Raw genomic sequence first — 26,668 nt, 5'->3', positions numbered from 1 at the left:
GGGTGATCGCCAGTCATCCGTTGAACCGCACCACGGTCCTGTGAAGCTTCCGGATGATCCGGAGCAACATGAGGAGTGACGTATGGCAAAGAAAGTGACCGGATACCTGAAATTGCAGGTGCCGGCGGGTGCTGCGAATCCTTCGCCCCCGATCGGTCCCGCGCTTGGTCAGCGCGGTCTCAACATCATGGAATTCTGCAAGGCGTTCAACGCCCAGACGCAGAAAGAAGAAAAGAACACCCCGATTCCGGTGGTGATCACGATCTACGCCGATCGTTCGTTCACCTTCGAGATGAAGACCCCGCCGATGTCCTTCTTCCTCAAGCAGGCCGCCAAGATCCAGTCCGGTTCGAAAGCCCCGGGCCGCGACAAGGCCGGCCAGGTGACCAAAGCGCAGGTGCGCGAGATCGCCGAGAAGAAGATGAAGGATCTCAATTGCGATTCCGTCGAGTCGGCCATGAAGATGGTCGAGGGCTCCGCCCGTTCGATGGGTCTGGAAGTTGCGGGGTAACGGACCATGGCAATCGGAAAACGTTTGAAGAAGGCCCGCGAGGGCGTCGACCGCGAGAAGCTCTATCCGCTCGCGGACGCCATCAAGATGGTCAAGGAACGCGCCAAGTCGAAGTTCGACGAGACGATCGAGATCGCGATCAATCTCGGCGTCGATCCGCGTCACGCCGACCAGATGGTCCGCGGCGTGGTGACCCTGCCGAACGGCACCGGCCGCACGCTCCGCGTCGGCGTGTTCGCGCGCGGCGCCAAGGCGGAAGAAGCCAAGGCTGCGGGTGCTGACGTCGTCGGCGCCGAAGACCTGGTCGAGAAGGTGCAGGGCGGTGCGATCGATTTCGATCGTTGTATCGCCACCCCCGACATGATGCCGCTGGTCGGCCGCCTCGGTAAGGTGCTCGGTCCGCGCGGCATGATGCCGAACCCGAAGATCGGCACCGTGACGATGGACGTCGCCACCGCCGTGAAGGGCGCCAAGGGCGGCTCGGTCGAGTTCCGCGTCGAGAAGGCCGGCATCGTGCAGGCCGGCATCGGCAAGGCCTCGTTCACCGAAGAAAAGCTGGTGCAGAACGTCAAGGCGCTCGCGGATGCGGTCTCCAAGGCGAAACCCGCCGGCTCCAAGGGCACCTACATCCAGCGCGTGGCGGTCTCCTCCACCATGGGCCCGGGCGTCAAGGTCGAGCCGGGCACGCTGCTCGGTTAAGGTCTTGCGGCACTGACGAGAAAACAGGGCGGAATCGGGTGACCGGTTCCGCCCTTTGCTTTGCGACAGGGAAGGAACAACATGCCCGAGAAAGTCCTGGTCTATTCGCGCTTCCCAAAAGCCCTGATGGTGCGGATCGGTGAGCGCTACGAACTGCTGGATGCCGCGGGCAAGCCACCGAACGAGACGTTCTCGGCCGAACAACTCTCCGGCATTCGCGCGATGATCACGGCAGGCGGCACACCGCTCAGCGCCAACACGATGGACCAGATGCCGAAACTGGCCGCCATTGTCTGTTACGGCACCGGATATGACGGCGTCGATCTTGCCGCCGTCGCCAAGCGCAACATTGTGCTCGGCCACAGCCCGGGCGCGAATGCCGCCTCCGTTGCCGACATTGCGGTGACGCTGATGCTGGCCGCGACAAGGCGCTTGCTGGTGGCCGATGATTACGTGCGAAGCGGTAGCTGGGCCGGCGCAAAGCCATCGCCGATGATGCGTCCGCAGCCCGGCATGCTCCGGCGTAAAATCGGCGTCTACGGCATGGGGGAGATCGGCCGCAAGATCGCCGCGCGTGTCGCAGCCTTCGAGACCGAGGTCGGCTATTTCAGCCGCAGCCAACACGACGTGCCGTATCAATATTTTCCGACGCTCGAGGCGCTCGCGGAATGGTGCAGCGTGCTGATGATCGCCGTTCGCGCCGGCAGCGACACCCATCACGTGGTCGATGCCAATATCCTGAACAAGCTCGGCAAGGACGGCTACGTCATCAACATCGCGCGCGGTTCGGTGATCGATCAGCAGGCGCTGGTCGCGGCGCTGACCGACCAGACCATCGCCGGCGCCGGCCTCGACGTCTACGCCAGGGAGCCGCATGCGCCGGACGCGCTGACGGCACTGCCGAACGTCGTGCTGTCTCCGCATATCGGCGGTCACACGCTGGAATCGCACGTGGCGATGCAGGACTGTGTGATGGCCAATCTCGAGGCGTATTTCGCCGGCAAGCCGTTGTCTTACGCGGTCAAGCTCGGCTGATTGCCGGCCGCTGGCAACGCCTGGACGGGCGGGAACAGTGCCGGGAAGGGGCGTTTCCCCATATGTGGCCGCGGCCTGAATTTTGCCCTTGGCAAGACGGGCGAGACTCGGTAAAGAACGGCTTCCGGGCGTGCTGGCCGTTGCTGGCACGTCTGTGCTCGCATTCCGAAAACCCGATACGGTAGGAGATCATTCCTTTCTGGACATCCGCTATGGATTGCTCGAAAGGGAGGAAACCCATCGTCAGGCTGGAATGCGGCAGGGGGCGTCCGGCTTGCCGGATAACCTCGATCCTGTCCAAGACTGCAGGCGCCCAAGTTGAAATTTGTACTGAAATACAAATTTCTTCAACGGCTTAATAGCATAGCCTGCACAGACGGGTGAAGACCGGATTTTGCTTGGCGTCGCGTTATGCGGCGCTTGGGCCGATTTGGTTCGAACCTCGACACCCCGCGCCATCTGGCTCGGGAGGGCAGGCTTTTCAATGTCGTCTTGCCCGACGTGTCCGAAGGACTGGTGTCTTGAGGTCAGGTTTTGGGTGAGACGGTGGGTGCAACCCGGCGGTCTCGCCTCACGCGAAGGCCGCCAACCGGAGAGAGCTTGCTGTGGAAAGAGCGGCAAAAAAGGACGCGGTTGAGGCGCTGAACGGGGTCTTCAAGACCACCAGCGTTGCAGTCGTCGCCCACTATTCCGGCCTCACCGTGGCCCAGATGCAGAAGCTGCGCATGCAGATGAAGCAGGCGGGTGCGTCGGTGAAGGTCTCGAAGAACCGTCTCGCCAAAATTGCTCTTGAAGGCACGGATGTCGTTGCCATCGGTTCCCTGCTGAAGGGACCGACCGTGATCGCCACTTCAGACGATCCGGTAGCGGCGCCGAAGGTTGCCATCGAATTCGCCAAGACGAACGAGCAGTTCGTCATTCTCGGCGGCTCGATGGGTAAAACCGTCCTGGATGTTAACGGCGTGAAGGCACTTGCCTCGCTGCCGTCACTCGATGAACTGCGCGCAAAGCTTGTCGGCCTCCTGGTGGCGCCGGCGACCAAGATCGCTCAGCTCTCGACTGCGCCCGCGGCCAAGCTCGCGCGCGTCGTCCAGGCCTATGCCTCAAAGAGCGAAGCGGCCTGACCCTTCGCAAATCAAACCTGGTTCGAACCAATACGTTTAAGGAAACAGATCAATGGCTGACTTACAGAAAATCGTCGACGACCTCTCGAGCCTGACCGTGCTCGAAGCTGCCGAGCTCGCAAAGCTCCTTGAAGAAAAGTGGGGCGTGTCCGCCGCTGCCGCCGTTGCGGTTGCCGGTCCGGCCGGTGGTGGCGCTGCCGCCGCTCCCGCTGAAGAAAAGACCGACTTCACGGTCGTCCTCGCCGCCGCCGGCGAGAAGAAGATCGAAGTCATCAAGGAAGTCCGCGCCATCACCGGCCTGGGCCTCAAGGAAGCCAAGGACCTCGTCGAAGGCGCGCCGAAGCCGGTCAAGGAAGGCGTCAACAAGGACGAAGCCGAGAAGATCAAGGCCCAGCTCGAAAAGGCCGGCGCCAAGGTTGAACTCAAGTAACGCAAGTTACTTGAGACAAGGTCCCGGGCGGGGCGCAGCTGCACCCGGGATCGATGCAAAAGTCGTGCTATGGGACAACCGGACGCACGGCGTACACAAAAATGTGTGGGGATTCGCGGGGTTAACCCTCGAATCTCCACTATTGTCATCCCATATCGGGCTGGCAGCAGGAAAATACGGTAGGCGGCGGGAACGGCAGGGTTCTCGGCGTAAGCCGTTGGGAGACAGTCAAATTTCGGGCTTTTTCAGTCCGTGAAGCGATGGTTGGACGGGCGAGGTGCAGTCATGCGCCTCGCGCGTCGTTTTGCGTTTTGAAGGTCTGGAGAACGGATTTGGGACTTAATTCCTGAATTTGGGCTTGGTTCCGGCGAAGCGATTCGAAAATTCAACCCGGGGGCGGCGGCAGTCGCGCTTCGGAAGGTTCGTCCATCAAGGGCGACGAAAATGAGAGGCCACGATGGCGCAGCAGACATTCACCGGTCGCAAACGCATCCGCAAGTTTTTTGGACACATCAAGGAAGTCGCAGAGATGCCGAACCTCATCGAGGTTCAGAAGGCGTCCTATGACCAGTTCCTGATGGTCGATGAGCCGGTCGGCGGCCGTCTGGACGAGGGCCTGCAGGCGGTCTTCCGTTCGGTGTTCCCGATCTCGGATTTCTCCGGCACCTCGATGCTGGAGTTCGTCCGCTATGAATTCGAACCGCCGAAATACGACGTCGACGAGTGCCGCCAGCGCGGCATGACCTATGCGGCGCCGCTGAAGGTGACGCTGCGCCTGATCGTGTTCGATATCGACGAGGAAACCGGCGCCAAGTCGGTCAAGGACATCAAGGAGCAGGACGTCTACATGGGCGATATCCCGCTCATGACCATGAACGGCACCTTCGTCGTCAACGGCACCGAGCGCGTCATCGTCTCCCAGATGCACCGTTCGCCCGGCGTGTTCTTCGACCACGACAAGGGCAAGACCCATTCGTCCGGCAAACTGCTGTTTGCCGCCCGCGTGATTCCGTACCGCGGTTCGTGGCTCGACATCGAGTTCGACGCCAAGGACATCGTGTTCGCGCGCATCGACCGCCGCCGCAAGATCCCCGTGACCTCGCTGATGTATGCGCTTGGTCTCGACGGCGAGACGATCCTGTCCACCTTCTACAAGAAGATCAACTACAAGCGCGCCAAGGAAGGCTGGCGCGTGCCGTTCGACGCCACCCGTTTCCGTGGCTACTCGACCATCAACGACCTGATCGACGCCGACACCGGCAAGGTCGTGCTCGAGGCGGGCAAGAAGCTGACCGTGCGCAGCGCGCGCCAGATGCAGGAAAAGGGCCTCAAGGCGCTGCGTCTGTCGGACGAAGAACTGATCGGCAACTATCTGGCCGAGGACCTCGTCAACCCGAAGACCGGTGAAATCTACGCCGAAGCCGGCGAGGAACTGACCGAGAAGTCGCTGAAGGCGCTCAACGAGCAGGGCTACAAGGAACTGCCGCTGCTCGATATCGACCACGTCAATGTCGGCGCCTACATCCGCAACACGCTGCATGCCGACAAGAACATGACGCGTGAAGACGCGCTGTTCGACATCTACCGCGTGATGCGTCCCGGCGAGCCGCCGACCATCGACTCGGCGCAGACCATGTTCCAGTCGCTGTTCTTCGACTCTGAGCGCTACGACCTGTCCGCGGTCGGCCGCGTCAAGATGAACATGCGCCTCGAGCTCGACGCGCCCGACACCCACCGCACGCTGCGCAAGGAAGACATCCTGGCCGTCATCAAGACGCTGGTAGACCTGCGCGACGGCAAGGGCGAGATCGATGACATCGACCATCTCGGCAACCGCCGGGTGCGTTCGGTCGGCGAATTGATGGAAAACCAGTACCGCATCGGCCTGTTGCGCATGGAGCGTGCGATCAAGGAGCGTATGTCCAGTGTCGATATCGACACCGTGATGCCGCAGGACCTGATCAACGCCAAGCCGGCGGCTGCCGCGGTGCGCGAGTTCTTCGGCTCCTCGCAGCTGTCGCAGTTCATGGACCAGACCAACCCGCTGTCGGAGATCACCCACAAGCGCCGTCTCTCGGCGCTTGGACCGGGCGGTCTGACCCGCGAGCGCGCCGGCTTCGAAGTGCGCGACGTGCATCCGACGCATTACGGCCGTATCTGCCCGATCGAAACGCCGGAAGGCCCGAACATCGGTCTGATCAACTCGCTGGCGACCTTTGCGCGCGTCAACAAGTATGGCTTCGTCGAAACGCCTTACCGCAAGGTCAAGGACGGCCGCGTCACCGAGGAGGTCGTGTACCTCTCGGCGATGGAAGAGGGCCGTTATCGCGTGGCGCAGGCCAACGTGCCGCTCGACGCCAAGGGCCGCTTCACCGAGGACCTGATCATCTGCCGTCACGCCGGCGAAGTGTTGCCGATCACGCCGGACAAGGTCGACTACATGGACGTGTCGCCGAAACAGCTGGTTTCGGTTGCCGCGGCCCTGATCCCGTTCCTCGAGAACGACGACGCCAACCGCGCGCTGATGGGCTCGAACATGCAGCGCCAGGCGGTGCCGCTGGTTCGCGCCGAGGCGCCGTTCGTCGGCACCGGCATGGAAGGCGTGGTTGCGCGTGACTCCGGTGCTGCGATCGCGGCGCGCCGTTCCGGCGTGATCGACCAGATCGACGCTACCCGCGTCGTGATCCGCGCCACCGAGGATCTCGATCCCACCAAGTCGGGCGTCGATATCTACCGGCTGATGAAGTACCAGCGCTCCAACCAGTCGACCTGCATCAACCAGCGTCCGCTGGTGAAGGTCGGCGACATCGTCAAGAAGGGCGACATCATCGCCGACGGTCCCTCGACCGATCTCGGCGAACTCGCGCTCGGCCGCAACGTGCTGGTCGCGTTCATGCCGTGGAATGGCTACAACTTCGAAGACTCGATCCTGCTCTCCGAAAGAATCGTGAAGGACGACGTCTTCACCTCGATCCACATCGAGGAATTCGAAGTGATGGCCCGCGACACCAAGCTTGGTCCTGAGGAAATCACCCGCGACATTCCGAACGTTTCGGAAGAAGCGCTGAAGAATCTCGACGAAGCCGGTATCGTCTACATCGGCGCCGAAGTTCGCGCCGGCGACATCCTGGTCGGCAAGATCACGCCGAAGGGCGAAAGCCCGATGACGCCGGAAGAAAAGCTGCTGCGCGCCATCTTCGGCGAAAAGGCTTCCGACGTCCGCGACACCTCGCTCCGCGTGCCCCCGGGCGTGCAGGGCACCATCGTCGAAGTGCGCGTGTTCAACCGTCACGGCGTCGACAAGGACGAACGCGCTCTGGCGATCGAGCGGGAAGAGATCGAGCGTCTGGCCAAGGACCGCGACGACGAACAGGCGATTCTCGACCGTAACGTCTACGGCCGTCTGGCGGAGCTCCTGGAAAATCGCCAGGGCATCGCCGGTCCGAAGGGCTTCAAGAAGGACACCAAGATCACCCGTGCGGTGCTCGACGAGCATCCGCGCTCGCAGTGGTGGCTGTTCGCCTCGCCCAACGACAAGCTGATGGCCGAAATCGAGGCGATGCGGAAGCAGTACGACGAATCGAAGAAGGGCCTTGAACAGCGCTTCCTCGACAAGGTCGAGAAGCTGCAGCGTGGCGACGAATTGCCGCCCGGCGTGATGAAGATGGTCAAGGTCTTCGTCGCGGTGAAGCGCAAGATCCAGCCCGGCGACAAGATGGCCGGCCGTCACGGCAACAAGGGCGTGGTGTCCAAGATCGTTCCGATCGAGGACATGCCGTTCCTCGAGGACGGCACCCATGCCGACATCGTGCTCAATCCGCTCGGCGTGCCCTCGCGCATGAACGTCGGTCAGATTCTGGAGACGCATCTCGGCTGGGCCTGCGCGGGCCTCGGCAAGCGCATCGGCCAGACCATCGACGCCTATTATCAGAAGCAGGATCTCAAGCCGCTGCGCGAGACCCTGAAGAAGATCTATGGCGACGATGAAACCATCAAGACGCTGAACGACAACGAGTTGATGGAACTCGGCCGCAATCTCAGCCACGGCGTGCCGATCGCAACGCCGGTGTTCGACGGTGCCAAGGAAGCCGACATCGAGGAAATGCTGAAGCTTGCCGGCTTCGACGCCTCGGGCCAGTCGACCGTCTATGACGGCCGGACCGGCGACGCCTTCGACCGCAAGGTGACAGTGGGCTACATCTACATGCTCAAGCTGCACCATCTCGTGGACGACAAGATCCACGCGCGTTCGATCGGACCGTACTCGCTCGTTACCCAGCAGCCGCTGGGCGGCAAGGCGCAGTTCGGCGGCCAGCGCTTCGGCGAAATGGAGGTCTGGGCGCTCGAAGCGTACGGCGCCGCCTACACGCTGCAGGAAATGCTGACCGTGAAGTCGGACGACGTCGCCGGCCGTACCAAGGTGTACGAGGCGATCGTTCGCGGCGACGACACGTTCGAGGCGGGTATCCCGGAATCGTTCAACGTGCTGGTCAAGGAAATGCGCTCGCTCGGCCTCAACGTCGACCTGCACAACTCCAAGATCGGCCCGGCCACGACGTCCGAGGCGGCAGAGTAACGCTTACGATTTCATGTCCGGCGCATGCGGGCGAAGCTAAGTCTTCGCTCAGATGTGCCGGGCATTCGCACTCCGCTCGGACGTTGAGCAGGGCGCGCGCTGACAAAGAATTTCGAATTTGCTGCCGGTGACGATCGGCACGCGAGGAGAAGACGATGAACCAAGAAATTATGAATCTCTTCAATCCGACGACGCCGGCTCAGGTCTTCGACCAGATCCGGATTTCGATTGCGTCTCCGGAGAAGATTCTGTCGTGGTCGTATGGCGAAATCAAGAAGCCGGAGACCATCAACTACCGTACCTTCAAGCCCGAGCGCGACGGCCTGTTCTGCGCCCGCATCTTCGGGCCGATCAAGGACTACGAATGCCTGTGCGGCAAGTACAAGCGGATGAAGTACAAGGGCATCATCTGCGAAAAGTGCTCGGTCGAAGTGACGCTCTCCCGCGTTCGTCGCGAGCGCATGGGCCATATCGAGCTGGCGGCGCCGGTTGCGCACATCTGGTTCCTGAAGTCGCTGCCGTCCCGCATCGGCCTTCTGCTCGACATGACGCTGAAGGATCTCGAGCGGATCCTGTACTTCGAATATTACGTCGTGCTGGAGCCGGGCCTGACCGCGCTCAAGGACCGTCAGCTGCTGTCGGAAGACGAGTATCTGAAGGCGCAGGACGAATACGGCCAGGACAGCTTCACCGCCATGATCGGCGCCGAAGCGATCCGCGAGCTGCTCAAGGGTCTCGAGCTCGAAAAGCTCGAGCAGTCGCTGCGCGCCGAGATGCAGGAAACTGAATCCGACATCAAGCACAAGAAGCTCGCCAAGCGCCTGAAGATCGTCGAAGCGTTCCGCTATTCCGGCAACAAGCCGGAGTGGATGATCCTGACCGTGGTGCCGGTGATTCCGCCGGACCTGCGTCCGCTGGTGCCGCTCGACGGCGGCCGCTTTGCGACCTCGGACCTCAACGACCTCTACCGCCGCGTCATCAACCGCAACAACCGCCTGAAGCGGCTGATGGAGCTGCGCGCGCCCGACATCATCATCCGCAACGAAAAGCGCATGCTGCAGGAGGCCGTCGACGCTCTGTTCGACAACGGCCGCCGCGGCCGTGTCATCACCGGCGCCAACAAGCGTCCGCTGAAGTCGCTGGCCGACATGCTCAAGGGCAAGCAGGGCCGCTTCCGGCAGAACCTGCTCGGCAAGCGCGTCGACTATTCCGGCCGTTCGGTGATCGTGGTCGGTCCCGAACTGCGGCTGCATCAGTGCGGCCTGCCGAAGAAGATGGCGCTCGAACTGTTCAAGCCGTTCATCTATTCGCGGCTCGACGCCAAGGGTCTGTCCACCACGGTGAAGCAGGCCAAGAAGCTGGTCGAAAAAGAGCGTCCCGAGGTCTGGGACATCCTCGACGAGGTCATCCGCGAGCATCCGGTGCTGCTGAACCGCGCGCCGACGCTGCATCGCCTCGGCATTCAGGCGTTCGAGCCTGTCCTGATCGAGGGCAAGGCGATCCAGCTGCATCCGCTGGTCTGCGCCGCGTTCAACGCCGACTTCGACGGCGACCAGATGGCCGTGCACGTTCCGCTGTCGCTCGAAGCGCAGCTGGAAGCGCGCGTCCTGATGATGTCGACCAACAACATCCTGCATCCGGCGAACGGCCAGCCGATCATCGTGCCGTCGCAGGACATCGTGCTCGGCCTCTATTACGTGTCGATCATGCGCGAAGGCCTGCCCGGCGAGGGCAAGATCTTCGGCGAGATGGCCGAACTCGAGCACGCCCTGCATTCGAAGGTCATCCACCTCCACACCAAGATCAAGTACCGGTGGGAAGGCATCGACGAGACCGGCAAGGTGTCCAAGCGCTGGATCGAAACCACCGCGGGCCGCGTCATGCTCGGCAATCTGTTGCCGAGCTCGGCGAAGATTTCGTACGACATCATCAACAAGCTGATGACCAAGCGCGAAATCTCCGGCGTCATCGACCAGGTCTACCGCCACTGCGGTCAGAAGGAGACGGTGATCTTCTGCGACCGCATCATGGCGCTCGGCTTCTACAACGCGTTCAAGGCCGGCATTTCGTTCGGCAAGGACGACATGGTCGTGCCGCACTCCAAGTGGAAGATCGTCGACACCACCCGTACGCTGGCGAAGGATTTCGAGCAGCAGTACAATGACGGCCTGATCACCCATGGCGAGAAGTACAACAAGGTGGTCGACGCCTGGTCGAAGGCGACCGAAGAAATCGCCAAGGAGATGATGAAGGAAATCTCCTCGACCAAGAAGAACGCCAAGGGCGCCGACGCCGACATCAACTCGATCTACATGATGGCGCATTCGGGCGCGCGCGGTTCGCCGGCCCAGATGCGTCAGCTCGCCGGTATGCGCGGCCTGATGGCCAAGCCGTCGGGTGAGATCATCGAGACGCCGATCATTTCCAACTTCAAGGAAGGTCTGTCGGTGCTCGAATACTTCAACTCGACCCACGGCGCCCGCAAGGGCCTCGCGGACACCGCGTTGAAGACCGCGAACTCGGGCTACCTGACGCGCCGTCTGGTCGACGTGGCGCAGGACTGCATCATCACGCAGGACGATTGCGGCACCAAGCTCGGCATCAAGATGCGCGCCATCGTCGATGCCGGCACGGTCGTGGCCTCGCTGGCGTCCCGCATTCTCGGCCGCACCGCGGGCGAGGATCTGCGCGATGCCGCGACCAACAAGGTCGTGGTCAAGCGCGGCACGCTGATGGAGGAGACTCACGTCGACGCCATCCAGCAGGCCGGCATCCAGGAAGTGAAGATCCGCTCCGCCCTGACCTGCGAACTCGTCAACGGCATCTGCGGCAAGTGCTACGGCCGCGATCTGGCCCGCGGCACGCCGGTCAACCATGGTGAAGCGGTCGGCGTCATCGCGGCGCAGTCGATCGGCGAACCCGGCACCCAGCTGACGATGCGTACGTTCCACATCGGCGGCGCGGCGCAGATCAACGAGCAGTCGTTCATCGAGTCGAACTTCGACGGCAAGGTGACCATCAAGAACAAGGCCATCGCCAAGAACAGCGAAGGTCATCTGATCGCGATGGTCCGCAACATGGTCGTTGCGATCACCGACGCCGACGGCACCGAGCGTGCGACCCACCGCATTCAGTACGGCGCGCGCATGCACGTCGATGAAGGCGACATGGTCAAGCGCGGCCAGCGGATCGCGGAATGGGATCCGTACACCCGTCCGGTTCTCACCGAAGTCGAGGGCAGCATCGGGTTCGAGGACCTGGTTGAAGGTCAGTCGATCTCGGAAACGCTCGACGAATCCACCGGTATCGCCAAGCGCGTCGTCATCGACTGGCGCGCGTCGCGGGGCGGGGCGGATCTGCGTCCGGCCATCGTGGTCAAGGGCAAGGACGGCAAGGTGCTGAAGCTCGCGCGTGGCGGCGATGCCCGCTACATGCTGTCGGTCGACGCCATTCTGTCGGTCGACACCGGCGCGAAGGTGAAGGGCGGCGACATCCTGGCGCGTATTTCCACGGAAAGCGCCAAGACCCGCGACATCACCGGCGGTCTGCCGCGTGTGGCCGAACTGTTCGAGGCCCGCAAGCCAAAGGATGCGGCGATCATCGCGGAAATCGCGGGCACGATCCGCTTCGGCCGCGACTACAAGAACAAGCGCCGCATCTCGATCGAGCCGATGGACAAGACCGAGGAGACCAGGGAGTACCTGATCCCCAAGGGCAAGCACATCCATCTGCAGGACGGCGACATCGTCGAAAAGGGCGATTTCATCGTCGAAGGCAATCCGGCACCGCACGACATCCTGGCGATCAAGGGCATCGAGGAACTCGCGGCCTATCTGGTCAACGAAATCCAGGAAGTCTATCGGCTGCAGGGCGTGCTGATCAACGACAAGCACATCGAGGTGATTGTCCGTCAGATGCTGCAGAAGGTCGAGATCACCGACCAGGGCGAGACCGACATGATCTCGGGCGAGCAGGTCGACAAGATCGAGTTCGACGCGCTCAACGTCAAGGCCAAGGAAGAGGGCAAGAAGCCCGCCACGGGAACGCCGGTTCTGCTCGGCATCACCAAGGCGAGCCTGCAGACCCGCTCGTTCTTCTCGGCGGCCTCGTTCCAGGAGACCACCCGCGTGCTCACCGAAGCCGCCGTCAACGGCAAGGTGGATCCGCTGGAAGGCCTCAAGGAGAACGTCATTGTCGGTCGGCTGATCCCGGCGGGCACCGGCGCCTCGATGGCCAAGATCCGCGAAGTCGCGGTCAAGCGCGACAAGCTGATTCTCGACGAGCGCGAGAAGCAGGCCGCGATCGTGCCGACCGCTCCGGAAGCGGAACCGCTGGCGCTGCCGCCCGCGGAATAGGGACCTGTCCAGTTCCGCCCAACAAGAAAGCCGGCTGCGAAGCCGGCTTTTGCTTTTTACAACGCGGGGTCCCGACGCTTCACGCCCAACAACGGTGTGTGCTATCAGTATGGAATTTGGTGAACAACACGCTCCTTACGATTCCCCATGAGCGACTCAATTTCAGAACATTTGATCGACCGCATTTACGAGGCGGGGCTCATTCCTTCCCTTTGGCCGGCTGTGCTTGGCGAGCTCGGTGCGGCGACCAGCGGTAGCGGCGGGTTTATGTTCGCCGTGCGGGACGGATACGTCAGCGCGGTCAACTCAGTCGAATATGACGAGACCATGCCGCTCTTTCTGAGGGACGGATGGAGTGAACGCGACCCGAATCTGCCGCGCGCCATCGCGCTGAATCATGCAGGCTTCCTCACGGACGGCGATCTTCTGTCGGATGAGGAAATTGCAACCAACGAAGTCTATTGCAATTTCTATCGCAAATACGGCCTCGGCTACCGGGCCGGCACGATCATCCCGATACCGAGCGGCGATTCGATCGCAATCGTCGTGCCGCGGCACCAGGATCTTGGTCCGGTGCCACGCGAGATCGTCACCTTCCTGGATGGACTGCGGCCGCATTTGGCGCGGGCATCGCTTACGGCAAACCGCCTTGGCTTCGAGCGCGCACGCGCCCAGGCGGAGGCGTTGCAGGCGCTGGGCCTGCCCGGCGCGGTGCTGCGTGCGCGCGGCCAGGTGTTCGCGGCCAACGGCCTGTTCGAAGCCTTGATGCCTTCGCTGTTTGAAGACCGTGCCGAGCGCGTGACAATGACGGATGCTACGGCGGATGCGCTGCTGGCCGAAGCGCTCGCCGCGCGGCCGCTTGGGGATGGCCGGATCATCAAGTCCATACCGGTTGCCGCGACGGAAAATTATCTGCCGATGGTCTTGCACGTCATTCCCGTCCGTGGGGCCGCGCGCGACATCTTCACACAAGCGAGCGTGCTGCTGGTGGTGACGCCGGTCGATCGCGCCGCGGTGCCGACCGCCGAGGTCCTGCAAGGCCTGTTCGACCTGACGCCGGCGGAAGCGCGTGTGGCGCGGGGCATCAGCGAAGCCCGCACGGTCGAAGTGATCGCGGGGACGCTTGGTGTCAGCCGCGAAACGGTGCGCTCTCAGCTCAAGTCCGTGCTCGCGAAAACAGGCCTTTCGCGGCAGCAGGAACTGATCAGTCTGCTCGCCGGCAAGGCGTTCCCGAAATAACGAAACGTCCGCGGGAATCCGAAGGCGCACTCCACGTCTGCGGGAATAACGCCCCGGCGGAGCCGCTTGCCGCTAACGTGGCTGCGAATTCACACACGTCGACGCCCGATCAACCACCGGCGCCGAAACCCCCGTAAGAGTACGGATTCGGATAAAAAAGCGCAGTTATGGCGGGCTCCTTGGCGCTTTCCGGCATTGCTGCGATGCGCGGACCTGCTTTGTTCATCTTCCCTTCAGGGTGAAAAGCGCTTTTGCTAAGGAGACTTAAACCGGCTGCACTTTGGGGGCAGGCGGGAACTTGCGGAAAACACATGCTCGATCTTGCAATCGTAGGCGGCGGCCCGGGCGGGCTGATGAGCGCCTGGTATCTGAAGAAGAAGCTCGGCGACCTCTGCCGCATCACGATCTACGAGGCGTCCGACCGGGTCGGCGGCAAGATCGTCACGCGCAAATTCGATTCGGCGCCCGCGATGTACGAGGCCGGCGTTGCCGAGATCTATGATTACTCGATGACCGGACCCGATCCGCTGCGCGAGCTGATCCAGCATTTCGGCCTGCAGACGATTCCGATGGACGCCGAGCAGGTGCAGTTCGACGGTGAACTCCTCAACGACGTGCCGGGCATGCGCCGCAAATACGGTGCAAAGACCGCAGCCGCGATCGAGGGCTTTCGCAAGCGCTGCAGCGATATGGTGTCGCCGATCGAATATTACGAAGGCGTCGGCGCCCACGACAACGAGCATCCGTGGGCCTACATGACGGCCGAGGAGCTGCTTGAGAAGTTCGTCGACGACGATACCGCCAAGCGCTTCTTCAAGGTGATGGCCCGCTCGGACATCGCGACCGAGCCCCACAACACCAACGGGCTGAACGCGCTGAAGAACTTCGTGATGGATGTCGACGGCTATATCGGGCTGTATTCGATTCAGAACGGCAACGAACAACTGGTCGATTGCCTGCGCAGCGAAGTCACCGCCGATATCCAGCTCAATCATCGGGTGCTCCAGGTCGGCAAGACGCCCTCCGGCCGCTATCAGCTCAACATGATGAACGGCAAGGGACCGGAGACGCGGGACTTCGATCTCGTGGTGATGTGCCTGCCGCATTCCTGGCTCGGCACGATGCGCTGGAACGGCGAGCAGTTGCGCAAGTCGATGGTCAAGCACGTCGCCTATTTCGACCGGCCCGCGCATTATCTGCGGGTCTCGATCCTGTTCGACGAACCGTTCTGGGGCGAGAAGATCCCCGGTGCCTGGTTCATGTCGGAGGCATTCGGCGGCTGCTGCGTCTACAATGAGGGCGCGCGTCATGATGTGGGCAAGCATGGCGTCCTGAACTGGCTGATCGCGGGTTCCGATGCGCTGGCGTTTGCGAATCTCAGCGATCAGGAACTGATCGACGCCGCGTTGAAGTCGCTGCCGGCGGCGCTCGGCAACGCCCGTGACTATTTCAAGGAAGGCAAGATCCATCGCTGGCTGTCGTCGGTGAACGCGCTGCCGGGCGGCTTGCCGGTGCGCGACGTCATGACCAACCACCGGCCCGAGCCGAAGGAACATCCGGGGATCGTCGTGGTCGGCGACTATCTGTTCGACTCCACGCTGAACGGACTGCTCGACTCCTCCGACGCCGCCACCGACATCATCGTCTCCGAGATGATGCGGCTGCGCCGCGCACGCGCGCAGGCGGGCGGGTCGCTCTCCGACAAGATCGATCGCGATTATTTCCAAAATTATCGCGGGCTTGGCCCCTACAGCGAGGTCTGGAGCGAGTTTACCGACCCGGCCTATCTGACGGACCTGATCAAGATCGTCTGGAACCGGGCGAGGGGCTACAAGCTCCTGATCGCCGGCTCGGCCAGCGGCGAACTGGTCGGCGCGCTGCGCGAGCGCGGCATCGACGCCTGGGGCATCGAAAACAACCGCGCCATCCATGCCCGGACGCCGAAGGCGCTGAAGAAATTCAACAAGCTCGGATCGATCGTCGATATGCCGTTCAAGGACGGCGAGTTCGATTTTGTGTTCGAGACCAGCCTGTGCCACGTCGCGGAGAAGCAGGTCCCGCGCGCCGTGCGCGAACTGAACCGGGTGATCAAGACCGGACTGCTGTTCGGCTCCGTCACGTCGGACACGCCGCCGGCGCTGATCGACCGCTACGACCTGCTGCGCGGGGTGAAGAAGCTCAGCACCTGGTGGGAATGGTCGGAGTTGTTCTTCGGAAACGGATTCGACCTCTCAATGCATCGCCGCGACGTCACCGATGCATTGTGGGCGGCGACGCTTGCCGCCAACAAGGGGCCGGGACAGTGGTACGCCGACTCCGACAGCCTGCGCTATTCGTTCTTCGACAAGGTGGAGTCCGAAGACTGATCGGCAGCCGCCGCTACTCGGATTGTTTGCCAATTGTTTTGCCGAATTCATCCTGATCGCATAGGATCGGCGCGGTAGCGTCCACCGCTATCGCGTTTCGATTTGCGGTCATGCCGGCCGTGCAGCATCGGTTGGTTTCATGGCGCCAAAGCCTCCTTCTTCGGATCAGAATCCCGCGCCAGCGGACGATCCTGAGCTTGCGAAGAGGCTCGCGCTCGAGGCTGTCGCCAGCGGCAAGCCGGCCGGCGTGCCCGCCGCCGATGACGGCATAAAAGACAAAAAAGCCAAGAAGGACGAGGACGACGACGAGCTGGAGCTCGACGACGATGACGACGAGGACCTCGTCGTCTTCACTGCGAAGGAAGCCGCCGGCGCGATGGCGACCGTCTACGGCTTCGTCAGGCCGTATCTGGGCAATTACAGGAAGCCATTGGCGATCGTCTCCTTCGGCGTGCTGGTCGAGACGCTGTTCAACGTCATCATGCCGCTCAGCCTGAAGTTCCTGATCGACGACGCGCTCGGCGAAGAGGATTTCCAGGCGCTGTACAAGATCCTCGGCGTGCTCGCGGTCGCCGGCATCATCACCTCGATCGTCGCGATCTGGTATGAGCGCTGGGATGCGCGGCTGGCGGCCGGCATCATTTCCGATGTCCGGACGCGGTTGTTCGAGCATGTCCAGAGCTTGCCGACGAGCTATTTCGCCCGCACCAAGCGTGGCGAAATTCTCTCGCGCTTCTCGATCGACCTCTCGGCGTTCGAGGGGGCGGTCAAGACCTTTGCCAACAGCGCGGCGCTGCCGTTCCTGGAACTGATCGCCGGCATCATCCTGATGCTGTTCCTGAACTGGCAGCTCGCGGCCGTCGCGCTATTGGTGTTTCCGATCACGCTGATCGGCCCGCGGATCCTGACGCCAAAGGCGGTGCAGGCCAATTACGAGCAGAAGCTGAATGAATCGGCGCTGCTCGGCATGGTGCAGGAAAACGTCGCGGCCCAGGCGGTGGTGAAAGCCTTCAGCCTGCAGCGCCGCGCGTTCAGCTGGTTCTCCCTGCGCAACCAGGATGTCCGCATCAAGACCGCGTCCGCGGTGTTCCTGTCGACCATGGTGGAACGCACCGTCACCATCTCGGTGCTGTTGCTGCATCTGGTGGTGCTCGCGATCGGCGCCTATCTCGCCACCACGGGCCAGATCACCATCGGCACCTTCGTGACCTTCGAGAGCGCGTTCTGGGAGGTGTCCTACAACATCGCCCATCTGATGCATTTCATTCCGGTGTCGATCCAGGCGGCCGCATCGGTGCGGCATATGCAGGAACTGCTGGACGAGCCGACCCGCGGGGCCGACCGCGCCGGCGCGCCCGATCTGCCGCGCATCACCAACGACATCACCTTCGATCGCGTGACCTTCCAGTACGAGGGCAGCGAGACGCCGGTGCTCGACAATCTCAGCCTCAAGCTCAATGCCGGCAAGCGCATCGCCATCGTCGGACCCAGCGGCTCCGGCAAGAGCACGCTGCTCAATCTGATCCTGCGCCTCTACCAGCCCGACGAGGGGCGCCTGACGATCGACGGCGTCGACGTCCGCCGCGTCACCCTGGAATCGCTGCGCCGGAGCATGGCGGTCGTGTTCCAGGAGAACATGCTGTTCAACATGTCGATCCGCGAAAACATTCGGCTCGGCAAGGAAGGCGCGACCGACGAAGAGGTCGAGGAGGCCGCCAAGAAGGCCGAGATTCACCAGTACATCATGAGCCTGCCGCAGAGATACGACACGCCGGTCGGCGAACGCGGCGATACGCTGTCGGGCGGCCAGCGCCAGCGCATCGCGATCGCGCGCGCCGTCATCCGCAATCCGTCCGTCCTGCTGCTCGACGAGGCGACGTCCGCGCTCGACCAGACCACGGAAGCTGCGATCAATCGCACGCTGCTGAAGGTCGCGGAGGGACGCACCATGATCTGGTCGACGCACCGACTGACGTCGGTGGTCGAGATGGACGAGATCATCGTGATTTCAAACGGCAAGGCGATCGAGCGCGGCTCGCACGCGGAACTGCTTGCCCGCAATGGCGCCTACCGCAAGCTCTGGGACGACCAGGGCCACAGGCCGCACAATGCGGCCGGTCAGGCCGACGACGACAATGAAGACGACGATGATGATGAGGACGAGGACGACGAGGAGTGAGCGTGGGTTTTTGCTTCCGCGCTGATTGCCTTGCGTAGCCGTCGCAAATTGCCTTCGCCAAACCACGCCAGGAACCGCGCCAGGCGTTGTGCGCGCCAGTAGATGCCGCGGTCCAGGGTGACCTTGCGGAAGCTGAAGGCCTTCGCCATCGACCAGGCGTCGCAGGCCTGCTTGACCGGATCTTCGTAATAGGACGCGATCTTGGCTTCGTTCATGCCCTCGGTCGTCAGCCAGGCGGGAATATGGACGTTGCAGAGCTGGGTAACGTCAGTGAGTACCTTGTCGGTGCCGGTGCCTGTGACGGGGCAGGTGGTCGCGAAGGCGTCGCCGACCAGGACGATGCCGGGCTGCCGATAGCCTGTGCTGACGTGGAGATCCGCCGGCCTGATCTTGACGTCGCCTGACACGGTATATTCGCCGGTGATGCGGCGTAGCCGCGGCAGCGCGGCATTCATGGTCTCGACCGGCTTTTGCCGCATCTCGCGCAGCCAGGGATCGTCGGCCTCGCGATAGGCGAACAGATTCGCCCGCATCTTCGTGCCGACCGGAAACAGCGTCAGATAGGGGATACGGCCGCTCGGACGTTCCGAGAAATACGTCAGCGCGGGAAATTCGAAAGCGGTGCGACCGGCCGGCGCAAGGTCGAATCCGATCGAGATCGAGTGGCACGCGCTAATGATCTGGCGTTCGATGCCGAGATTGCGGCGGAGCCCGATATTCAACCCATTGGCCAGCACCACCAGCCGCGCCGAGATCGTTTCGCCGTTCGAGAGCGTGAGCTTCTGGCGATCGTCGCTGGTCGAGACATCCGTGACCTTGGCGTAGACCAGCTCGGCAGGTTTGGAGATTTCGGCCCGAATCGCCATGATCAGCGCGTCATACATGATGCCGAACTGCTGGCTCGGCCGCTTGTCGAGCAGATAGCCGGCCCGCGCGATCCAGTTTTCGCCGTCATGGGTGGTCGCACGCAGCAGCGAATCGGCGAATCCGGTCTTGTCCAAAAGGTCGACCTGGGTGCCGCCGCTCAGCTTTTCGACGCGAAAATCGAACGGATAATTTTCATGCGGGTCGATCAGGAGCGTCGGAATCCCGGCGCGTCCGAGCATCGCGGCCGCGGTCGAGCCGGCGAGGCCGCCCCCGATAATTGCAATGTCGGTGTACCGCATAGGAATTTCCGGCCTTGAAGGGCTAGTTTTGCGCCGGGAAAGGCAAATAAAGGCTTAGCTTGGCAATCCGCTTTGGACGGGAACCCGGGGAATTATGTTTCTGGATATATTTACCCGGGTAAAATAGGCGAGAATCGCTGGTGCAGCTCGATTCGAAGAAGCGGGGAGTGCCGCCGATTTCGCTACGCACCGATTCATGCGAAGCTCTGAATCTGCAGGTACCATAGGCGTTTCCTGCGTTGTCGTTTCGCTTGACTTAGCTACCCACGGCTTATAGAAGACCCCCACTTCACGACAGGCGGTGAGCGTCGCCAGCGTCGGAACGGAACACCCTTCAAATCCTTATGGACCCAAATCCTTCTGGACTGAGACGGGCACCAACCTCGACGAATGCCGCTCAAACGCTGTCGATCATATAGCTAGGCAATGCCAGTGCGATTTTAGTTCTCTTGAGCACGTTCTCTTGAGAGTGAACTCGGATGCATGACCTCGGTAGCAGGCCGAACAGCGAACGCTGATCGGCCTTCAGTCGCGGTCCTCTGTGGCGTCGAAGCGCTTTCCGCTCAGCAATGAGTGGTTGGCGCGATTTCGTTTTGCGTGGGTGTTTTCCGTGCAAGGCGGCCGAACGGGGCGGCTAGTCCCGAGAAGAATTTGCGAAACCATCTCCGGTTTCGCGCGAACTAAAGGGTGAAGGCTGACATGCCGACGATCAACCAGCTGATCGCAAAACCGCGTACCGTGCAGAAGTCGCGCAAGAAGGTGCCGGCGCTGCAGCAGTCGCCGCAGAAGCGCGGCGTTTGCACGCGCGTCTATACCACGACCCCGAAGAAGCCGAACTCGGCGCTTCGTAAGGTTGCCAAGGTGCGCCTGACCAACGGCTTCGAAGTGATCGGCTACATCCCGGGTGAAGGCCATAACCTTCAGGAGCACTCGGTGGTCATGATCCGCGGCGGCCGCGTCAAGGATTTGCCCGGCGTGCGCTACCACATTCTCCGCGGCGTCCTCGATACCCAGGGCGTCAAGAACCGTAAGCAGCGTCGTTCGAAGTACGGCGCGAAGCGTCCGAAGTAAGCGGGAACAGCCAAGATGTCTCGTCGCCATTCAGCTGAAAAGCGTGAAGTGAACCCGGATCCGAAGTTCGGGAACATCATCATTACGAAGTTCATGAATTCGATCATGTACGACGGCAAGAAGTCTGCCGCCGAGAGCATCGTCTACGGCGCGCTCGCCATGATCGAGGCCAAGACCAAGCAGGGCCCGCTGCCGGTGTTCGAGCAGGCGCTGGAAAACGTCATGCCGACCATCGAAGTGCGTTCGCGCCGCGTCGGCGGCGCCACCTACCAGGTGCCGGTTGAAGTGCGTTCCGTCCGCCGTCAGGCGCTCGGCATTCGCTGGATCATCACTGCGGCGCGCGATCGCAACGAGAAGACCATGACGGAGCGGCTCTCCGCCGAACTGCTCGACGCGTCGAATAACCGGGGTAACGCCGTCAAGAAGCGTGAAGACGTGCACCGGATGGCTGAAGCCAACCGCGCCTTCTCGCACTATCGCTGGTAACGGCGAAACACGGATTTTAAGGAACAACCCATGCCCCGCGTTCATGCCATAGAGAACTACCGCAACTTCGGTATCATGGCGCATATCGATGCCGGCAAGACCACGACCACCGAGCGCATCCTTTATTACACCGGCAAGAGCCACAAGATCGGCGAAGTGCACGAAGGTGCCGCGACGATGGATTGGATGGAGCAGGAGCAGGAGCGCGGCATTACGATTACGTCGGCTGCGACCACCGCGTTCTGGGAAGGCAAGCGCCTCAACATCATCGACACTCCCGGCCACGTCGACTTCACCATTGAAGTCGAGCGTTCGCTGCGCGTGCTCGACGGCGCGGTATGCGTGCTCGACTCCAACCAGGGCGTTGAACCCCAGACCGAAACCGTCTGGCGTCAGGGCGACAAGTACCGCGTTCCGCGCATCGTCTTCGCCAACAAGATGGATAAGACCGGCGCCGACTTCTACAAATGCATGCAGGATATTGTCGATCGCCTCGGCGCCAAGCCGATTGCGATCCAGCTGCCGATCGGCTCCGAAAACAACTTCAAGGGCCTGGTCGATCTCGTCCGCATGAAGGGCGTGATCTGGGAAGAAGAGAAGCTCGACGCCAAGTTCGTCGACATCGATATTCCCGAGGACATGGTCGAGAAGGCCAATGAATATCGCGAGAAGCTGCTGGAAGCCGCCGTCGAACTCGACGACGACGTTCTTGCTGCTTACCTCGACGGCAAAGAACCCGATGTCGCGACCTTGAAGCGCATGATCCGCAAGGCCGTGCTGACCGGCGCGTTCTTCCCGGTGTTGTGCGGTTCGGCGTTCAAGAACAAGGGCGTGCAGCCGCTGCTCGACGCGGTCGTGGACTATCTGCCGTCGCCGGTCGACGTGCCCGCGATCAAGGGCATCGATGAAGACGGCAACGAAGTCACCCGCAAGGCCGACGACAAGGAGCCGCTGGCTCTGCTCGCGTTCAAGATCATGGACGACCCGTTCGTCGGCACCATCACCTTCTGCCGCATCTATTCGGGTGTGCTGATGAGCGGTACCGGCGTGGTCAACTCGACCCGCGAGAAGAAAGAACGTATCGGCCGCATGCTTTTGATGCATGCGAACAACCGCGAAGACATCAAGGAGGCCTATGCGGGCGACATCGTCGCGCTGGCCGGCCTGAAGGAAGCGCGCACCGGTGACACGCTGTGCGATCCCGACAAGCAGGTGATCCTGGAAAAGATGGAATTCCCGGAGCCGGTGATCGAAATCGCGATCGAGCCGAAGTCGAAGGCCGACCAGGAAAAGCTCGGCGTCGCGCTGGCGAAGCTCGCTGCGGAAGATCCGTCGTTCCGCGTGTCGACCGACCAGGAGTCCGGCCAGACCATCCTCAAGGGCATGGGCGAACTCCACCTCGACATCAAGGTCGACATCCTGCGTCGTACCTACAAGGTCGATGCGAACATTGGTGCGCCGCAGGTGGCGTTCCGTGAGCGCGTCACCAAGAAGGCCGAGGTCAAGTACACGCACAAGAAGCAGACCGGCGGTACCGGTCAGTTCGCCGAAGTGTCGATCGTGGTCGAGCCGAACGAGCCCGGCAAGGGCTACGAGTTCGAGTCCAAGGTTGTTGGTGGTTCGGTGCCGAAGGAATACATCCCCGGCGTCGAAAAGGGCCTCAACAGCGTGATGGGCTCGGGTGTCGTCGCCGGCTTCCCGGTGGTCGACGTCAAGGTGACGCTGGTCGACGGCAAGTATCACGACGTCGACTCGTCGGCGCTGGCCTTCGAAATCGCATCGCGCGCGGCATTCCGCGAAGCGCTGACGAAGGGCAAGTCCGTCCTGCTCGAGCCGATCATGAAGGTCGAAGTGGTGACCCCGGAAGACTATACCGGTTCGGTCATCGGCGATCTGAATTCGCGGCGCGGCCAGATCCAGGGTCAAGACATGCGCGGCAACGCCAACGTCATCAACGCGATGGTGCCGCTCATGAACATGTTCGGGTACGTGAATAACCTGCGCTCGATGAGCCAGGGACGCGCGACCTTTACCATGCAATTCGATCACTACGCGGAAGCACCCGCGAACGTGTCCGCAGAAGTCCAGAAGAAGTTTGCCTGATTGTCGTTGGCGGCAGTCAACGATTAAACGGAGAGTCAAATGGCCAAAGCAAAATTTGAACGTAACAAACCGCACTGCAATATCGGAACCATCGGTCACGTCGACCATGGCAAGACTTCGCTGACCGCAGCGATCACCAAGGTGCTGGCTGAAACCGGCGGTGCGACGTTCACGGCGTACGACCAGATCGACAAGGCGCCCGAAGAAAAGGCGCGCGGCATCACGATCTCGACCGCTCACGTCGAATACGAAACCGCGAACCGGCACTACGCCCACGTCGATTGCCCGGGCCACGCCGACTACGTGAAGAACATGATCACCGGTGCGGCGCAGATGGACGGCGCGATCCTGGTGGTGTCGGCCGCCGACGGCCCGATGCCGCAGACCCGCGAGCACATCCTGCTCGCCCGTCAGGTCGGCGTTCCCGCGCTCGTCGTGTTCCTGAACAAGTGCGACATGGTCGACGATCCGGAACTGCTCGAACTGGTCGAGATGGAAGTCCGCGAACTGCTCTCGAAGTACGAATTCCCGGGCGACACCATCCCGATCATCAAGGGTTCGGCTCTCGCCGCCCTCGAAGACAAGGACAAGAAGCTCGGCCACGATGCGGTTCTCGAGCTGATGAAGGCCGTCGACGAAAGCATCCCGCAGCCGGCGCGTCCGATCGACCAGCCGTTCCTGATGCCGGTCGAAGACGTGTTCTCGATCTCGGGCCGCGGCACCGTGGTGACCGGCCGTGTCGAGCGCGGCATCGTCAAGGTCGGCGAGGAAATCGAAATCGTCGGTCTGCGCGATACCCAGAAGACCATCGTCACCGGCGTCGAAATGTTCCGCAAGCTGCTCGATCAGGGCCAGGCCGGCGACAACATCGGTGCGCTGCTGCGTGGTACCAAGCGCGAGGAAGTCGAGCGTGGCCAGGTGCTGTGCAAGCCGGGTTCGGTCAAGCCGCACACCAAGTTCAAGGCTGAGGCTTACATCCTGACCAAGGAAGAGGGCGGTCGTCATACCCCGTTCTTCACCAACTATCGGCCGCAGTTCTACTTCCGCACCACCGACGTGACCGGCGTCGTGCATCTGCCCGAAGGCACCGAAATGGTGATGCCGGGCGACAACATCGCGATGGAAGTGCACCTGATCGTGCCGATCGCGATGGAAGAGAAGCTCCGCTTCGCGATCCGCGAAGGTGGCCGCACCGTCGGCTCGGGTGTCGTCTCCGCCATCATTGAGTAAGCGAACAGGAATTGGCGAGTTGCGGATGAAATCATCCGCTACTCGCTAGCCACCATTCGCAAATACGACGACAAAGAAAGACAGCGGCAATGAACGGCCAAAATATTCGCATCCGTCTCAAGGCGTTCGACCATCGAATTCTCGATACGTCGACCCGCGAGATCGTGAACACGGCGAAACGTACCGGTGCTCAAGTTCGCGGACCCATTCCGCTGCCCACCCGCATCGAGAAGTTCACCGTCAACCGTTCGCCGCACGTCGACAAGAAGAGCCGTGAGCAGTTCGAGATGCGCACCCACAAGCGCCTGCTCGACATTGTCGACCCGACCCCGCAGACCGTCGATGCTTTGATGAAGCTCGACCTGGCCGCCGGTGTCGACGTCGAGATCAAGCTCTAAGATTTTTTTAGATCGTCCGAAGTTAGCGGACAGAAAGAACAGGAAGCACGCCGATGCGCTCCGGAGTGATCGCACAAAAGGTCGGGATGACGCGGGTCTTTACGGAGACCGGTGAACATATCCCTGTGACCGTGCTGAAGCTGGGCAATTGCCAGGTTCTGGGCCACCGCACGACCGAGAAGAACGGTTACGTTGCGCTGCAGCTCGGATCCGGTACCCGCAAGACCGTCTATCTGCCCAAGGCAGAGCGCGGCCAGTTTGCGGTGTCCAAGGTCGAGCCCAAGCGGAAGGTCACCGAGTTTCGCGTGTCTGAGGACGCGCTGATCCCGGTTGGCGCCGAAATTCAGGCGGACCATTTCGTGGTCGGCCAGTTCGTCGACGTCACCGGCACCTCGGTCGGTAAGGGTTTTGCCGGCGGCATGAAGCGCTGGAATTTCGGCGGTCTTCGCGCCACCCACGGTGTGTCGGTTTCGCATCGTTCGATCGGTTCGACCGGCGGACGTCAGGATCCCGGCAAGACCTTCAAGAACAAGAAGATGCCCGGTCACATGGGCGTCGATCGCATCACCACGCTCAATCTGCGCGTCGTGCAGACCGACGTCGAGCGCGGCCTGATCCTCGTCGAGGGTGCCGTTCCCGGCTCCAAGGGCGGATGGATCTCGGTGCGTGATGCGGTGAAGAAGCCGTTGCCGAAGGAAGCTCCGAAGCCCGGCAAGTTCAGGGTTGTCGGCGGCGCCGAGCAGGCTGCTGCACCGGCCGAGCAGGAGGGCGCGTGAGATGGAACTGAAAGTCACGACCCTTGAGGGCAAGGAAGCCGGTTCGGTCCAGCTGTCCGATGAGATTTTCGGCCTGGAGCCGCGCAAGGACATCATCCAGCGCTGCGTCAACTGGCAGCTCGCCAAGCGTCAGGCCGGCACGCACAAGACGCAGGGCCGCGCCGATGTCTGGCGCACCGGCAAGAAGATGTACAAGCAGAAGGGCACCGGCGGTGCTCGTCACGGTTCGGCCCGCGTTCCGCAGTTCCGCGGCGGTGGCCGTGCGTTCGGTCCGGTGGTGCGCTCGCACGCCTTCGCCTTGCCGAAGAAGGTGCGCGCACTGGCACTTCGCCATGCGCTCTCCGCCAAGGCAAAGGACGGCGGGCTGATCGTGATCGAATCGGCGACGCTCGAGGCCGCCAAGACCAAGGCTCTGGTCGGACATTTCTCGGGTCTCGGCCTGACCAATGCGCTGATCATCGACGGCGCCGAGGTGAACACCGGTTTCGCGACCGCGGCCCGCAACATTCCGAACATCGACGTGCTGCCGATCCAGGGCATCAACGTCTATGACATTCTGCGCCGTCACAAGCTGGTGCTGACCAAGTCGGCGGTGGATGCGCTGGAGGCGCGCTTCAAATGAAGAATATCGATCCGCGCCATTATGACGTGATCGTTGCCCCGGTGGTGACCGAAAAGGCAACGGTAGCGTCCGAGCACAACAAGGTTGTGTTCAAGGTCGCCTCCAAGGCGACCAAGCCGCAAATCAAGGAAGCCGTCGAGAAGCTGTTCGACGTCAAGGTGAAGAGCGTGAACACGCTGGTCCGCAAGGGCAAGACCAAGGTGTTCCGCGGCAATTTCGGTTCGCAGTCGGATGTGAAGCGGGCGATCGTGACCCTCGAAGAGGGCCACCGCATCGACGTCACCACCGGACTATAAGGCGTT

At 62.0% G+C, this 26,668-nt stretch carries 19 protein-coding genes; 18 read left to right on the top strand and 1 reads right to left on the bottom strand.

Annotated elements, in window-relative coordinates; translation table 11 throughout:
* The first annotated feature begins 82 nt into the window (after positions 1-82).
* The 10 genes from rplK to JQ629_RS25075 all read left to right on the top strand — a co-directional run bounded on the left by rplK (position 83) and on the right by JQ629_RS25075 (position 18,514).
* A complete protein-coding gene (gene rplK / locus JQ629_RS25120; RefSeq protein ID WP_065728804.1) occupies positions 83-511 on the top strand; it encodes a 50S ribosomal protein L11 in 429 nt (142 codons plus the stop codon).
* 6 nt (positions 512-517) lie between these two features.
* Positions 518-1,210, top strand: coding sequence for a 50S ribosomal protein L1 (gene rplA / locus JQ629_RS25115; protein ID WP_192733881.1), 693 nt, complete (start codon positions 518-520; stop codon positions 1,208-1,210).
* A gap of 81 nt (positions 1,211-1,291) precedes the next feature.
* The gene (locus JQ629_RS25110) at positions 1,292-2,245 is read left to right on the top strand and encodes a 2-hydroxyacid dehydrogenase (RefSeq protein ID WP_212414903.1); all 954 of its coding nucleotides are present in this window, start codon (positions 1,292-1,294) and stop codon (positions 2,243-2,245) included.
* 605 nt (positions 2,246-2,850) lie between these two features.
* On the top strand, positions 2,851-3,369 hold the full coding sequence (rplJ, locus tag JQ629_RS25105; protein WP_211998079.1) for a 50S ribosomal protein L10: 519 nt from the start codon (positions 2,851-2,853) through the stop codon (positions 3,367-3,369).
* A 52-nt stretch (positions 3,370-3,421) separates the two neighbouring features.
* Complete coding sequence (rplL, locus tag JQ629_RS25100; protein WP_192733878.1) at positions 3,422-3,799, top strand: 50S ribosomal protein L7/L12; 378 nt, start codon at positions 3,422-3,424, stop codon at positions 3,797-3,799.
* 457 nt (positions 3,800-4,256) lie between these two features.
* Positions 4,257-8,375, top strand: coding sequence for a DNA-directed RNA polymerase subunit beta (rpoB, locus tag JQ629_RS25095; RefSeq protein ID WP_212414902.1), 4,119 nt, complete (start codon positions 4,257-4,259; stop codon positions 8,373-8,375).
* Between the two features lie 155 nt (positions 8,376-8,530).
* A complete protein-coding gene (gene rpoC / locus JQ629_RS25090; RefSeq protein WP_212414901.1) occupies positions 8,531-12,730 on the top strand; it encodes a DNA-directed RNA polymerase subunit beta' in 4,200 nt (1,399 codons plus the stop codon).
* A 147-nt stretch (positions 12,731-12,877) separates the two neighbouring features.
* On the top strand, positions 12,878-13,969 hold the full coding sequence (locus JQ629_RS25085; protein ID WP_212414900.1) for a helix-turn-helix transcriptional regulator: 1,092 nt from the start codon (positions 12,878-12,880) through the stop codon (positions 13,967-13,969).
* A 311-nt stretch (positions 13,970-14,280) separates the two neighbouring features.
* Positions 14,281-16,335 carry an FAD-dependent oxidoreductase gene (locus JQ629_RS25080; RefSeq protein ID WP_212414899.1) on the top strand — a complete coding sequence of 685 codons (2,055 nt, stop codon included), beginning with the start codon at positions 14,281-14,283 and terminating at the stop codon, positions 16,333-16,335.
* A gap of 139 nt (positions 16,336-16,474) precedes the next feature.
* Positions 16,475-18,514, top strand: a complete 2,040-nt coding sequence (locus tag JQ629_RS25075) for an ABC transporter ATP-binding protein (RefSeq protein WP_212414898.1) — start codon at positions 16,475-16,477, stop codon at positions 18,512-18,514.
* Here JQ629_RS25075 and JQ629_RS25070 read toward each other — a convergent pair.
* Positions 18,454-19,680 carry an FAD-dependent oxidoreductase gene (locus tag JQ629_RS25070; RefSeq protein WP_212414897.1) on the bottom strand — a complete coding sequence of 409 codons (1,227 nt, stop codon included), beginning with the start codon at positions 19,678-19,680 and terminating at the stop codon, positions 18,454-18,456. The two genes, JQ629_RS25075 and JQ629_RS25070, sit on opposite strands and share 61 nt — an antisense overlap.
* 699 nt (positions 19,681-20,379) lie before the next feature.
* Here JQ629_RS25070 and rpsL point away from each other — a divergent pair.
* From rpsL to JQ629_RS25030, 8 genes are all read left to right on the top strand, one after another.
* A complete protein-coding gene (gene rpsL, locus JQ629_RS25065; RefSeq protein ID WP_057849132.1) occupies positions 20,380-20,751 on the top strand; it encodes a 30S ribosomal protein S12 in 372 nt (123 codons plus the stop codon).
* Between the two features lie 15 nt (positions 20,752-20,766).
* Complete coding sequence (rpsG, locus tag JQ629_RS25060; RefSeq protein ID WP_192733871.1) at positions 20,767-21,237, top strand: 30S ribosomal protein S7; 471 nt, start codon at positions 20,767-20,769, stop codon at positions 21,235-21,237.
* Between the two features lie 30 nt (positions 21,238-21,267).
* The gene (fusA, locus tag JQ629_RS25055) at positions 21,268-23,340 is read left to right on the top strand and encodes an elongation factor G (RefSeq protein WP_212414896.1); all 2,073 of its coding nucleotides are present in this window, start codon (positions 21,268-21,270) and stop codon (positions 23,338-23,340) included.
* 39 nt (positions 23,341-23,379) lie between these two features.
* Positions 23,380-24,570: an elongation factor Tu gene (gene tuf, locus JQ629_RS25050; protein ID WP_192733869.1), complete on the top strand. Its 1,191-nt coding sequence runs from the start codon at positions 23,380-23,382 to the stop codon at positions 24,568-24,570.
* Positions 24,571-24,659: 89 nt separating this feature from the next.
* On the top strand, positions 24,660-24,968 hold the full coding sequence (gene rpsJ / locus JQ629_RS25045) for a 30S ribosomal protein S10 (RefSeq protein ID WP_002712302.1): 309 nt from the start codon (positions 24,660-24,662) through the stop codon (positions 24,966-24,968).
* A 53-nt stretch (positions 24,969-25,021) separates the two neighbouring features.
* Positions 25,022-25,744, top strand: a complete 723-nt coding sequence (rplC, locus tag JQ629_RS25040; RefSeq protein ID WP_192733868.1) for a 50S ribosomal protein L3 — start codon at positions 25,022-25,024, stop codon at positions 25,742-25,744.
* Between the two features lies 1 nt (position 25,745).
* Positions 25,746-26,366 (top strand): 50S ribosomal protein L4, encoded by a 621-nt coding sequence (gene rplD, locus JQ629_RS25035; RefSeq protein WP_192733867.1) that lies wholly within the window; start codon positions 25,746-25,748, stop codon positions 26,364-26,366.
* A complete protein-coding gene (locus JQ629_RS25030; protein ID WP_192733866.1) occupies positions 26,363-26,662 on the top strand; it encodes a 50S ribosomal protein L23 in 300 nt (99 codons plus the stop codon). The genes rplD and JQ629_RS25030 overlap by 4 nt, the downstream gene beginning before the upstream one ends.
* The last annotated feature ends 6 nt before the right edge of the window (positions 26,663-26,668 follow it).

Origin of the sequence: Bradyrhizobium sp. AUGA SZCCT0222 (assembly GCF_018130205.1) — a bacterium.
Classification (GTDB): Bacteria; Pseudomonadota; Alphaproteobacteria; order Rhizobiales; family Xanthobacteraceae; genus Bradyrhizobium.
This window is presented reverse-complemented; position numbering and strand designations above follow the sequence as displayed.